The organism is Halorubellus amylolyticus, from assembly GCF_034808145.1.
Taxonomy (GTDB): Archaea; Halobacteriota; Halobacteria; order Halobacteriales; family Natrialbaceae; genus Halorubellus.
In genome coordinates, this window is sequence record NZ_JAXHGM010000001.1 from 700110 (window position 1) to 711646 (window position 11537).

Here is an 11537-nt window from a genome sequence, read left to right on the forward strand (position 1 = left end):
ACGAACTTGTGTAAGCTTTCTCACTCGATGCGAGGGACGGTCTCGGACGCCCCGGCCTACACGTGCTCGTCGAGGAACTCCGCGACCGCGGAGTACGCCGTCACCTTGTTCTCGAGCTTGCTGAACCCGTGACCCTCGTCGTCGAAGACGAGCTTGCGGACCGGCACGCCCTGCTCGCGCGCCTCCTCGACTATCTGCTCGGCCTCGCCGACCGGGACGCGCGGGTCGTTCTCGCCGTGCAGCACGAACAGCGGCGACGCGATGGACTCGACGTTGTTGATGGGGCTGATGGACTCCAAGAACTCGCGGTCCTCGGCGAGCGAGCCGTACTCGGCCTCGCGGAGCTTCCGGCGCCACTCGCCGGTGTTCTCGAGGAACGAGACGAAGTTCGCGATGCCGACGACGTCCACGCCCGCCGCCCAGAGGTCCGGGTACTCCGTCATGCACGCGAGCACCATGAATCCGCCGTAGGACCCGCCCATGCACGCGATTCGGTCCGGGTCCACCGCGGGGTGGTCGTGGAGCCACTCGACACAGGCCTTCACGTCCGCGACCGAATCCATCCGCTTCTCGACGTCGTCCAACCGGGTGTAGGTCTCGCCGTACCCCGTCGACCCGCGAACGTTCGGCTCGAAGTACGCGTACCCCCTGTTGAGGAAGTACTGCTTCACCGGATTGAACGACGGTCGCCGTTGGCTCTCCGGCCCGCCGTGGATGCTCACGACGACCGGGGTCTCCCCCTCGGGCGCATCTTCGGGGAGCGTCAGGAACCCCGGCACGTCGACGCCGTCGAAGCTCTCGACGTGTACGAGCTCGGGCTCGCGGAAGGACTCCTCCGGGATGCCCGCGGTCGCCGCGTACGTCCAGCGTTCCGTCTCGCCCGTCTCCGTCTCGACGACGTACACGTTCGTGTTCACCGCCGCGCCCGTCGCCGTGATGGCGTACCGCTCGCCGTCTGGCCCCCACGAGACCCCGCCCGCGATACCGCCCGGCAGGTCCGGGCTCGGGAACGCGTCGTACGTCGTCTCGCCCGTGAACTCCGCCACCGTGAGGTCCGTGTACCCGTCGACGTTCCGCGAGAACGCGAACCGCCCGCTGTCGTGGTCGATACTGACGCCGTCGACGTTCCACTCGCCGCCCGCCTCCACGACCTCGCGCTCCAACGTCTCCAGGTCGATGCGCGCCAGGTAGAGCGTATCGGACCCGTCGCCCGTACAGCAGTACACCGCGTCGCCGTCCGGTCCGAACGACGGACTCGTGAACCGGATCTCGTCGTCGTGAGGCGTGATGCACTCGAACTCGCCCGTCTCGAGGTCCAGCACGTAGACGTCCTGGTCGACGTTCGAGTACGCCTCGTGGACGAGCAGGCGGTCGTCGCTCGGCGACCAGCCCGCGGGCGTCAGCCAGCCGTCGCCCTCGTGCACGAGCTCGGCGTCGTTCCCCGTCTCCGCCCGCCCCTGCACGTAGACGTCGAACACGCTCTCGTCCCGGCGGTTCGACGTGAACGCGAACCGCTCCCCGTCGTGACTCCACCCGCCCCACCGGTGCTTCGCGTCCGGACGCCCCGTGAGGTTCACGACCTCGCTCCCGTCGCCGCTGAGCCGGTACAGCTGCGCGCGCTCGTTCCCGCCCTCGTCCATCCCGAACGCGAGCTCGCGTCGCTCCGGCGAGAACGACGCGAACGTCACGCGCTCGTCGTAGAACGTCCGCTGGACCGGCCACGCACCCGGTTCGTCGACCGTCCACACCTGCGACGTCCCCGTCGTATCCATCGTGAACGACAGACGCTCGCCGTTCGGACCGAACGACGCCCCGCCCGCGGACCGCACGTTGAGATACCGCTCGATGTCGTACGTCATACAACCACGTGGACGGCGGGGGGACGTAAGGCGTTGGGTCACGGAATCGCCCCGACCCGCCGACGCGGTCGCCCGCCAGCGAACCCGTCGCTCGACGGTCGTGGACGAAAGAAGTGGCCGGACCGTGGGTTCGGTTAGCTGTGGATCCCCATCGCTTCGATCTGCTCCTGGTAGCGGTTCCGGATGGTGACCTCGGTGACCTGCGCGACGTCGGCGACCTCGCGCTGGGTCTTCTTCTCGTTACAGAGCAGGCTCGCGGCGTAGATGGCGGCGGCGGCGTAGCCGGTCGGGGACTTCCCGGAGAGGAGGCCCTTCTCGGCGGTGGTCTCGATGATCTCGTTGGCCTTCGTCTGGACCTCCTCGGAGAGTTCGAGCTCCGAGCAGAACCGCGGCACGTACTTCTTCGGGTCGACGGGCTTCATCTCCAGGCCGAGCTCCTGGCTGATGTAGCGGTACGTCCGACCGATCTCCTTTCGTTCGACGCGCGATACCTCGCTGATCTCCTCGAGACTCCGTGGAATCCCCTCCTTTCGGCAGGCGGCGTAGAGCGCCGAGGTGGCGACGCCCTCGATGGAGCGCCCGCGGATGAGGTCCTCCTTGAGCGCGCGTCGATAGATGACCGAGGCGACCTCCCGGACCGACCGTGGGACGCCGAGCGCGCTCGCCATCCGGTCGATCTCGCTGAGCGCGAACTGGAGGTTCCGTTCACCGGCGTCCTTCGTCCGGATGCGCTCCTGCCACTTCCGCAGCCGATGCATCTGGCTGCGTTTCTTCGACGAGATGGACCGGCCGTAGGCGTCCTTGTCCTTCCAGTCGATGGTGGTCGTCAGCCCCTTGTCGTGCATCGTCTGCGTGGTCGGGGCGCCGACCCGGGACTTCTCCTGTCGCTCCTGATGGTTGAACGCGCGCCACTCCGGACCGGGGTCGATCTGCTCCTCCTCGACGACGAGCCCGCAGTCGTCGCAGACGAGTTCTCCCCTGTCCGAACTCTTGACCAGGTTGTCGGATTCGCACTCGGGGCACTCCCGAACCCCTTCCTGCTCCTCCGACTCGTCGGCCTCGAGGTCTCGCTCCCGCTGGCGGGTGGACCGTGTCATCGCACTTTTATAGTAGTAGTTCCAGTTAACTTAAGCCTTTGCCTGGTATCTGTCCTCATGGTGTAGGTCAGAATCTGGAGAGGAGATCCACCGAATCGAAAGACGGCGCCGATTTTAATTCATCTGACACTGTAACGGAATCAGAACCGTTATCACGCAGAACGGGTGACCAAGGGTCAATGCCGGTCATCGAGTGCGACGTCGACGCCGCCCGCGAGGCGCTCGCCGACGCCGGAGCGACGATCGAGGACGGAAACACCGAACACGAGCGCTATCGCGCACACCGCGGCGACGCCACCGCCGTCGCGTACGACGACAAACTCGTCGTCCAGGGCGCGAACCCACAGGACATCGAAGCCGTCGTCCGCGACGACGGCGGCGGCCGCGCGCACCTGTACTTCGACGGCGCGTGCCGCGGGAACCCCGGCCCCGCGAGCGTCGGCTGGGTCATCGTCACCGACGACGGTATCGTCGCCGAGGGGAGCGACATCATCGGGCGCGCGACGAACAACCAGGCGGAGTACGAGGCGCTCGTCGCCGTCCTCGACGCTGCGCGCGACTACGGCTACGACGAGGTCCAGATCCGCGGCGACTCCGAGCTCATCGTGAAGCAGGTGACCGGCGAGTACGGCGTCAACGACCCCGACCTCCGCGAGTACCGCGTCACCGTCCACGAACTGCTGGGCGCGTTCGACGACTGGTCCATCTCGCACGTTCCGCGAGAGATAAACGACCGGGCCGACGAGCTAGCGAACGACGCACTCGACAATGCCTGAGGACGCAAACGAGCCGCGAGAGAAGAGCGAACAGGGTAGAGCCACGCACGCACACGGCGACGCCGCCGCGGGCGAAGAAGGGATGGACGGGGACGCCGCGGGCGCGGATGCGACGAGCGGGGACGCCGTAGGCGAGGATGCGGCGAACGAAGCGCTTCCCGCGTCGGTCGTCGACGACGCCGAACGCCTCACGCGACTGGCGCGCGAAGCGGTGGACGACGGCGAGGCGGCGGCGTACCGCAGCGACCGCGAGGCGACGCTCGCCGAGCACGGGTTCACCGCACGCGTCCGCGACGACGACGCCGGGGAGACGCTCGTCCTCCACCCCGACGAGTGGGTGGCGGACGGAACCATCCGTCCCGACCGCATCGACGACACGAGTCGCGCGGTCGAGCTGTCGCTGTCGGGCGCGGGCGACCCCGACGAGTGGCAGGACGTCGACGACCGCAACCGCGCGCTCGTCGAGACCGTCCGCGAGACGCGCGGTGACGTCCACGCGGCGAACGTCGGCGTGCTCGCGGACTTCGCCGGGAACCACTACGCGAAACCCATCGAGGACCTGACCGCGACCGAGCTCCGCGAGTTCGAGACCGAGTACGTCCCGCGGAACGCGTGGCTCGACGACGACCAGACCGCGGTCCTGCGCGAGAGCGTCCGCTACGCGTTCGACGCTGCGAAAGAACGAGTGCCCGATTGGTGACCGCTCGCGCGGTCGAGGTGCCTGTCGTTCGCCAGCGGACTTACTGCTGTTCGTCGACGAGGTCCCGGAGCTCCTCGGCGCGCTCGTCGTCGGTGACGAGCTTCGAGAGCGACCACTCGATCTGGTCCATGACGGCGGCGTAGCCGTCGTCGGTGAGCTCGTACTGGTTCGTGCGCTTGTCGAGCTCTGACTTCTCGACGAGCCCCATGCCGACGAGTTCGTCGAGGTTGGGGTACAGGCGGCCGTGGTTCACCTCGGTCCCGTAGTAGTCCTCGAGCTCTCGCTTGATGGCGAGTCCGTACATCGGTTCCTTCCCGAGGATGACGAGGATGTTGTGCTGGAATGCGGTAAGTTCGCGTGCGATGCCCTGTTTGCCGGTCACGGATTGCGCCTCTGACATGCCTAGGTAAATGTCATCAAGCTATTTAACAGTTCTCAACTCTTCGAACCTCGAACGTCAGATTCGCCGCTCTGTCGGGCGAAAACAGCTTCTGAAGGGCGTGTCCGCGGAGGAAATCTCCGTTGGCTATCGCCCCGGTCGCCGGGAGGTGGTGCCTTCATATCCATGCCATCCGGTCTCCTGACCAGTTACCGATAGGTCCACATACACACGCATTGACCTATCTCTCGCCGGAGAGGTCGGCGTTCGGCGGGAACCAGCGCGCCGTCGTGCGAACGAACCGAAGGGCCTATTTCGTTCTCTCTCGCAGTCACGGCCTGCAATGACGAACCTCTGGGAAGACCTCGAGACGGGCCCGAACCCGCCCGAGGAGATCTACGCAGTCGTGGAGTGCCTCAAGGGCGAGCGGAACAAGTACGAGTACGACAAGGACGTGCCCGGCGTCGTCCTCGACCGCGTTCTCCACTCGAACGTGCACTACCCGAGCGACTACGGGTTCATCCCGCAGTCGTACTACGACGACGAGGACCCCTTCGACGTCCTCGTCCTCGTTGAGGACCAGACGTTCCCCGGATGCATCGTCGAGGCCCGCCCCGTCGCGCTCATGAAGATGGACGACGACGGCGAGCAGGACGACAAGGTCATCGCGGTCCCGACGGAGGACCCGCGCTACGACCACATCGAGGACCTCGAGGACATCCCCCAGCAGCAGCTCGACGAGATCGACGAGTTCTTCGCGACCTACAAGAACCTCGAGGAGGGCAAGGAGGTCGAGACCCTCGGGTGGGAGGACAAGGCCGCGGCGAAGGAGGCCATCGAGCACGCGATGGACCTCTACGAAGAGAACTTCTGACGACCGACTCCGGGGACCCGGTTCCCGGGCGTCTCTCTCGCGGTGGGCTGACCCGCGGCGATCTGACTCGCGGCGATTTAACTCGCGGTGGTCGACCGTCGGCGTGCACGGTCCGGGGGTCGGACGACGTATTCTGCGCGTGATTCGTCGTGGTTATGTGCCCCGCCCGAACCCATGCGTTATGAGCATGGGTAATAATATGTGGTGCCGGGCCGTACCTAGACACGTCATGGCCACCGCACGCCACCCCACCAGCGACCCAGACGACGCCGACCCCGACGACGTCGACCTGGACGACGACCGCGAAACTCCCTCGGAACGCCCCGGCGTCGGAATCGCGCACACGACCGTCGTCCCGACGAACTTCGACAGCGATCACTGACGGCGCCTCCCCGACGCACGCTCGACACGCGCCCAGACCGCGGCGATGCCTCGTGCTAAAAGAAAGTTCTTGTATCCCTCCCTGTAACTGGCGGGTATGGGTCTCTTCGACCGGCTTCGCGGCGACGACGCACCCCGCGTCGCCTTCTTCGGAATCGACGGGGTACCGTACAGTCTCATCCGCGACAACCCCGACGTCTTCCCGAACCTGAACGAGCTCGCGAGCGAGGGGAGCGCCGGCGCCATCGACTCCATCGTCCCGCCGGAGTCCAGCGCGTGCTGGCCGTCACTCACCACGGGCCGGAACCCGGGCGAGACGGGCGTGTACGGCTTCCAGGACCGCGAGGTCGGCTCGTACGACACGTACGTTCCGATGGGGCGCGACGTGCAGGTGGACCGCGTCTGGGATCGCGTGAGCGACGACGGACGGGACGCGACCGTCCTGAACGTCCCGGTGACGTTCCCGCCGCAGCGCGACGTCCAGCGGATGGTCAGCGGGTTCCTCTCCCCGAGTATCGACAAGGCCGCGTACCCCGACGAACTCCGCGACTACCTCGAAGGTATCGACTACAAGATCGACGCGAACGCGAAACTCGGGCACAAGGACGACAAGACGGAGTTCATTGAGAACGCCCACGCGACGGTCGACGCGCGCTACGAGGCGTTCAGTCACTACGTCGAAGAGGACGACTGGGACCTGTTCTTCGGCGTGTTCATGACGACCGACCGCGTGAACCACTTCCTGTTCAAGGACTACGAGCAGGACACCGACGACAAGGACCTGTTCCTCGAGTTCTACAGCAAGGTCGACGAGTACCTCGGGAAGCTCCGCGAGCAACTCCCCGATGACGTGACGATGCTGGTCGCGTCCGACCACGGGTTCACGAGCCAGGACTACGAGGTGCACCTGAACGCGTGGCTCGAACAGGAAGGGTGGCTGTCGTACGAGGACGACGACCACGAGGAGCTCGGTGACATCGCGGACGACACGAGAGCGTACTCGCTCATCCCGGGTCGGTTCTACGTGAACCTCGAAGGCCGCGAGCCGCGCGGGAGCGTCCCGTCCGAGGAGTACGAGGCCGTCCGCGACGAACTCCAGGCCGAACTCGAAGCGCTGGAGGGGCCGGACGGGAAGAAGGTCGCGCAGCGCGTCGTCAAGAAGGAGGACGCGTTCCGCGGCGACCACGAGGACATCGCGCCGGACCTCGTCGTCATCCCGAATCACGGCTTCGACCTCAAGGCCGGGTTCAAAGGCCACGAGGACGTGTTCGGGTCCGGTCCACGCAACGGGATGCACAGCTTCGAGAACGCGAGCCTGTTCGTCGACGACCCCGACGCGAACATCTCCGACACCGACCTCTACGACATCTCTCCGACCATCCTCGACCTGATGGACATCGACTACGACCGCACCGAGTTCGACGGCGCGAGCCTCATCTAAGACAACCGCTTTTCTTCCTCGAGTGGTCCCGCGGGCCACACTCGTCGAAAGAACGTTGCTGAAAAAGGCCCAGAGCCCTCCGTCCGGTCGCGCTCGGTGAGGGCGGTGGACCATACCGTAACAGCGGTCTCCGCATCTGTGACCACGACCGCCATCACAGCCGCGACCGTACCGCACCGTTCCGCGAGGATTCCGGGGCCGTTCGTCGGGTATTGGCGGCGTCGAGGTCGGAGAACGTGTCGAAAGAGTACCCTTTTTTACGATGGTCGTCGATGTTCGTTCTATGAGTAGTCGTTGGCGGTCGGGGTCGCTCACGGGCGTGGTGTCCATGTTGACGCTCGCCGCCGGGTTGGGGGGGATGTTCGCTGGGGTCCCGAACTGGTGGGCGGCGTTCGTCGTCGGGTACGGGTTCGTGCTACCCGCGGTGGCGATGCTCGAACGCGACGAGTCGGCGGAGACGACGTCGAGTGCGACCTCGGGCACGCAATCGGCAGGGTCGTCGTCGACGGACTTGGGGGACGACGAGGCGTCGCGGACGGACGCGATGGAGACGCTCCGGGAGCGGTACGCGCGCGGCGAACTCTCCGAGGCGCAGTTCGAGCGGAAACTCGAACGCCTCTTGGAGACCGAGACGCTGGAGAACGCTCGCGACACCGTCGAGCGGCCGGGGAGCGTGGACGACGACGCGGGGGGCGCGAATCGTCGTTCGACCGGGCGTGACGCGGAAGTCGAGCGGAACTGACGCCATCGGACTCCATGCTTCGGGTCACGCGGCGTCGCGGGCTCCGTCGGCTCGTCGGGTGATCGGACTACTGCCGTCGTCTCGTGTTCTCCGTGGGAGCCGCGGGTGCTGCGACGTGATAGTGGCGGCAATCCTTTTTGTCGGAGTCCACGAAACGTATTGTATGGCCGACGATTCGGGCGGTGGGCGATACACGGAGATCGCGTCGCTCCTGGTGCTCGGCGTCACGTTCGGGGCGTTGTTCCTGAACGTCGACAACTGGTGGCTCGGGTTCGTCCTCGGGTACGGCGTGGTCGTCCCGCTCGTCTCGCTGCTGACCGGCGAGGAGGTCGAGAGCGAGGACGAGCCGGACGAGACGGACCAGCGGATGGACGACGCGCTCGACGGTCGCGGGCGCGTCGAGGATGCGCCACCGTCGAAGCGCGACGCGATGGAGACGCTCCGCGACCGGTACGCGCGCGGCGAACTCTCCGAGGAACAGTTCGAGCGGAAACTCGAACACCTCCTGGAGACCGAGACGCTGGAAGACGCCCGCGAAACCGTCGAGCGCTCACGGCGGGAACGCGACGACAGGGAACGAGATGAGCGAGAGCGCGAACTCGACTACGAGTGAGCGCACTCGCGGAACGACGGCGCCACCGGCTGCGGTGGGGCCGCTGCCACGTTCGCGGTCGCGGTGGCGGAGGCGGTCGCGGCTGCGGTGGCGGCCGCTGTTGCGGTCGGGTCCAGCGCACTCACCGAGCGCGACCGCAGGGAGCGCTCGGTCCTTTTTTCATCAACGTTTTTTCAAGCGGGGGTGCGCCTCCGGCGCACCCCCCGCAAAAAAAGGTTGTCGCTAGAAGAGGTCGTCGAGTTCGTCGTTGTGGAACTGTTCGACGTGGTCGACGTCGTCTTGTTGTTGGCGTTCTCGTGCTTCTTTGGCGCGTTCCATGAACTCGTCGACGCGACGGCTGCGTTCGACGCCGCCGAGGAGGATGAGGGCGGCGAGGCGGTCGCTGTCGAGGGGGAAGTCGCCGCCGCGGACCTGGAGGCTGCCGGTCTCGTCCTCGACCCATTTCCGCGCTTTCTCGACGCCTTTGCGTGGGATGAGGTCGGGTTTGCCGGCGACGATGAGGAGTGCGCTGTCAGCGGTGGTGGCGTCCGGGAGGCTGGTGCCGGTGAGGAGGGCGTTCCGCGTGATGGTGGTGACGGCGTTGATGTTGTCTTCGGCGGTGTCGCCGCCGAGTGCGCTGGCGTATCCGAGGCACGCGATGCCGCCTTCGCGGAGGGTGTTGATGATCTCGCTGGAGTCGACGACGCTCTCGGCGACGCCGTCGACGGTCTCGCCGGATGCGAAGAGGAGGCCGACGCGCTGCGCGATGTTCTGGTTGATGGTCTCGAAGGCTTCTTCGACGCTTTCGCCGGCGTCGTGCCAGGCGTCGTTGTCGACGAGGAGCGTTGAGTCGGCTTCGCGGACGAGGGTCTTCAGTGACCGTCCGGCGTTCGCCTGGTACATTGCGCCTTCGCCGCGGCCGGGGAGGATGCCGAGGCCGTAGACGGGGACGCTGTACACGCGCTGGAGTTCCTTCGCGAGGACGGGTGCGCCGCCGCTGCCGGTGCCGCCGCCGAGGCCGGCGACGACGAAGATGGCTTCGGCTTCGGCGGTGATCTTCCCGTCGAGGGCGTCCATGACTTCGATGGCGTCGGCCTGCATGACTTCGGCGCCGAGTTCGTTGTCGCCGCCGACGCCGTGGCCGTTGACGCGGTCTTGCCCGACGAGTGTCGTCTCGATGTCGAGGTTCCGGAGGTCGGCTTCGGCGGTGTTGACGGCGAGTGCGCCTTTGACGGCGCCGAATCCCATCTCTTGGTCGAACTCGGCCAGGCGCTGGGTGAGTTTGCCACCCGCCTGCCCGACGCCGATGAGGACCACTTTCATGTCTCGCTCGTTTCCGTGGTGGACACATAGACCTTCCCCATACTCGACACCAAGACGCGGGTTCGGGGGGCGGTGCGGCCGTCGGTTCGGGGGCGAGGCTTCATACGGGGGGACGCGGCGACGAGAGGGTATGTCAGGTGATTTCGCGGACCGGCTCGCGGCGGTCGACGACGCGCTCGTGGACGAGTCGGGTGAGGATGCGCCGGGAGGGTCACGTCCGGGTACGGAGTCCGGGACGGAGTCGCGTCCGAGCGAGGACGGTGGGATGGCTGGTCGAGAGCGCTTCGGTGGTCGCGAGCAGTCGGCTGCGGCGGTGGGGGAATCGGGTGGGGACGTGGCGTCGGATGGAGACGTGGCGTCGGAGGCGGACGTGGCGGCGCTCGCGGACCGGGTGGCGGAGCTGGAGGCGGCGGTACAGGCGCTCAGGGGGTACGCGGGGAGCGTGCGTGCGGTGAACGACCGCGTGGAGGAGCGCGCGGATGCGGCGGTGGCGACGGCGGAGGACTGTCGGGAGCGCGTCGCGGCGCTGGAGCGCGAGTCCGCTGGGTCGACCGGGTCGGCTGACGGTGGTGGCCGAGACGTGGGAGCGGGTGGTTCGGGCGGGAGACGCGGGGGGAGGGACGCTGGTCGTGGCGGGGCGATGGACGCTGGCCGTGGTGGGACGAGGGACGCTGGTCGTGGGGCTGACCCCGGTCGGGTCGACGAGCGCACCGTCGACGCGGAGGACGGGCGGCGGGGCCACGACCGGGACGGCGAGCGCGCCGGGACCGGTGGGGACGTGCCGTGGCCGCCGTCGTCGCCGCGGGCGCCGTACGGCGAGCCGGACGCGGACGACGACCCCGAGCAACCCGGGCTGGTGGCACGCCTCCGGGACGCGCTGTGACGGTCCGCGTGGTCGTGGCGGTCGCGCTCGCGGTGACGCTGCTCGCGGTCGCCGCTCCAGGGATGCAGGCGGCTCGCGAGCGCGCCGCCGTCTCGGCCGTGGACGCCGACGCGGACCGGCTTCGAGCGGCGGTCGCGGAGATGGCGGCCGCGCCGCGCGGGTCGCGTCGCGTGGTGGCGCTGTCGCTCCCCGCGGCGACCGTCGGGGCCGCGCGCGTCGCCGCGGTCCGCGTGTCGACGCGTTCGGTCCGCTACCGGCTCGCGTCGGGGCGTCGTGGTGGTCGACGACTCCCGGCCGCGGTCCGCACGGTCGGCGCGGGCGGCGACGCCCGTGGCGACAGCGGTGACGGCGCTGGTGACCGCGCCCCCGGCGTGCTCGTGTTCGACTCGCCGGGCACGTACCGCGTCGCGGTGACGGCCACGGCGTGCGGCGTGCGCGTCGTCGCGCTCGGGCAGGCGAACGTCGGCGCGGTCGATGGCGACGCGGCGAC

12 protein-coding genes and 1 pseudogene are annotated in these 11537 nt (G+C 67.6%); 9 read left to right on the plus strand and 4 right to left on the minus strand.

Translation table 11 applies throughout. From position 1 onward, the window contains the following. Window positions 1-56: 56 nt before the first annotated feature. Both SM754_RS03530 and SM754_RS03535 read right to left on the minus strand, forming a co-directional pair. Complete coding sequence (locus SM754_RS03530; protein ID WP_323674831.1) at window positions 57-1859, minus strand: S9 family peptidase; 1803 nt, start codon at window positions 1857-1859, stop codon at window positions 57-59. Between the two features lie 134 nt (window positions 1860-1993). Beyond that, on the minus strand, window positions 1994-2956 hold the full coding sequence (locus tag SM754_RS03535; RefSeq protein ID WP_166040059.1) for a transcription initiation factor IIB: 963 nt from the start codon (window positions 2954-2956) through the stop codon (window positions 1994-1996). Between the two features lie 179 nt (window positions 2957-3135). Between SM754_RS03535 and rnhA the strand changes: the two genes are divergently transcribed. Continuing rightward, window positions 3136-3732: a ribonuclease HI gene (gene rnhA, locus SM754_RS03540; protein ID WP_323674832.1), complete on the plus strand. Its 597-nt coding sequence runs from the start codon at window positions 3136-3138 to the stop codon at window positions 3730-3732. A gap of 82 nt (window positions 3733-3814) precedes the next feature. Beyond that, window positions 3815-4432: a DUF7108 domain-containing protein gene (locus SM754_RS03545; protein WP_501993749.1), complete on the plus strand. Its 618-nt coding sequence runs from the start codon at window positions 3815-3817 to the stop codon at window positions 4430-4432. 40 nt (window positions 4433-4472) lie between these two features. On the opposite strand, the gene SM754_RS03550 is transcribed toward SM754_RS03545, so the two are convergent. Then, window positions 4473-4832 carry a PadR family transcriptional regulator gene (locus tag SM754_RS03550; RefSeq protein WP_227131914.1) on the minus strand — a complete coding sequence of 120 codons (360 nt, stop codon included), beginning with the start codon at window positions 4830-4832 and terminating at the stop codon, window positions 4473-4475. 322 nt (window positions 4833-5154) lie between these two features. Here SM754_RS03550 and SM754_RS03555 point away from each other — a divergent pair, with 322 nt between their 5' ends. The 5 genes from SM754_RS03555 (at window position 5155) to SM754_RS03575 (ending at window position 8862) form a co-directional block, all read left to right on the plus strand. Then, a complete protein-coding gene (locus SM754_RS03555) occupies window positions 5155-5685 on the plus strand; it encodes an inorganic diphosphatase (protein ID WP_323674833.1) in 531 nt (176 codons plus the stop codon). Between the two features lie 229 nt (window positions 5686-5914). Next, window positions 5915-6067 carry a hypothetical protein gene (locus SM754_RS03560; RefSeq protein WP_323674834.1) on the plus strand — a complete coding sequence of 51 codons (153 nt, stop codon included), beginning with the start codon at window positions 5915-5917 and terminating at the stop codon, window positions 6065-6067. Window positions 6068-6163: 96 nt separating this feature from the next. Further along, window positions 6164-7507: an alkaline phosphatase family protein gene (locus SM754_RS03565; RefSeq protein ID WP_323674835.1), complete on the plus strand. Its 1344-nt coding sequence runs from the start codon at window positions 6164-6166 to the stop codon at window positions 7505-7507. 283 nt (window positions 7508-7790) lie between these two features. Then, complete coding sequence (locus SM754_RS03570) at window positions 7791-8249, plus strand: SHOCT domain-containing protein (RefSeq protein WP_323674836.1); 459 nt, start codon at window positions 7791-7793, stop codon at window positions 8247-8249. A 163-nt stretch (window positions 8250-8412) separates the two neighbouring features. Beyond that, window positions 8413-8862: an SHOCT domain-containing protein gene (locus tag SM754_RS03575; protein WP_323674837.1), complete on the plus strand. Its 450-nt coding sequence runs from the start codon at window positions 8413-8415 to the stop codon at window positions 8860-8862. A gap of 222 nt (window positions 8863-9084) precedes the next feature. On the opposite strand, the gene SM754_RS03580 is transcribed toward SM754_RS03575, so the two are convergent. Continuing rightward, window positions 9085-10164 (minus strand): tubulin/FtsZ family protein, encoded by a 1080-nt coding sequence (locus tag SM754_RS03580; RefSeq protein WP_323674838.1) that lies wholly within the window; start codon window positions 10162-10164, stop codon window positions 9085-9087. Between the two features lie 130 nt (window positions 10165-10294). Between SM754_RS03580 and SM754_RS03585 the strand changes: the two genes are divergently transcribed. Together SM754_RS03585 and SM754_RS20475 are read left to right on the plus strand one after the other, a co-directional pair. Further along, window positions 10295-11047 carry a DUF7310 family coiled-coil domain-containing protein gene (locus tag SM754_RS03585; RefSeq protein ID WP_323674839.1) on the plus strand — a complete coding sequence of 251 codons (753 nt, stop codon included), beginning with the start codon at window positions 10295-10297 and terminating at the stop codon, window positions 11045-11047. Between the two features lie 14 nt (window positions 11048-11061). Next, a pseudogene (locus SM754_RS20475) lies at window positions 11062-11445 on the plus strand (DUF7311 family protein); the annotation flags it as partial. Window positions 11446-11537: the final 92 nt, after the last annotated feature.

Excerpts from the sequence above, each read along its gene's own strand:
- SM754_RS03530 (WP_323674831.1), bottom strand. The coding sequence starts at position 1,859 with ATGACGTACGACATCGAGCGGTATCTCAACGTGCGGTCCGCGGGCGGG.
- SM754_RS03535 (WP_166040059.1), bottom strand. The coding sequence starts at position 2,956 with ATGACACGGTCCACCCGCCAGCGGGAGCGAGACCTCGAGGCCGACGAG.
- rnhA (WP_323674832.1), top strand. The coding sequence starts at position 3,136 with ATGCCGGTCATCGAGTGCGACGTCGACGCCGCCCGCGAGGCGCTCGCC.
- SM754_RS03545 (WP_501993749.1), top strand. The coding sequence starts at position 3,815 with ATGGACGGGGACGCCGCGGGCGCGGATGCGACGAGCGGGGACGCCGTA.
- SM754_RS03550 (WP_227131914.1), bottom strand. The coding sequence starts at position 4,832 with ATGTCAGAGGCGCAATCCGTGACCGGCAAACAGGGCATCGCACGCGAA.
- SM754_RS03555 (WP_323674833.1), top strand. The coding sequence starts at position 5,155 with ATGACGAACCTCTGGGAAGACCTCGAGACGGGCCCGAACCCGCCCGAG.
- SM754_RS03560 (WP_323674834.1), top strand. The coding sequence starts at position 5,915 with ATGGCCACCGCACGCCACCCCACCAGCGACCCAGACGACGCCGACCCC.
- SM754_RS03565 (WP_323674835.1), top strand. The coding sequence starts at position 6,164 with ATGGGTCTCTTCGACCGGCTTCGCGGCGACGACGCACCCCGCGTCGCC.
- SM754_RS03570 (WP_323674836.1), top strand. The coding sequence starts at position 7,791 with ATGAGTAGTCGTTGGCGGTCGGGGTCGCTCACGGGCGTGGTGTCCATG.
- SM754_RS03575 (WP_323674837.1), top strand. The coding sequence starts at position 8,413 with ATGGCCGACGATTCGGGCGGTGGGCGATACACGGAGATCGCGTCGCTC.
- SM754_RS03580 (WP_323674838.1), bottom strand. The coding sequence starts at position 10,164 with ATGAAAGTGGTCCTCATCGGCGTCGGGCAGGCGGGTGGCAAACTCACC.
- SM754_RS03585 (WP_323674839.1), top strand. The coding sequence starts at position 10,295 with ATGTCAGGTGATTTCGCGGACCGGCTCGCGGCGGTCGACGACGCGCTC.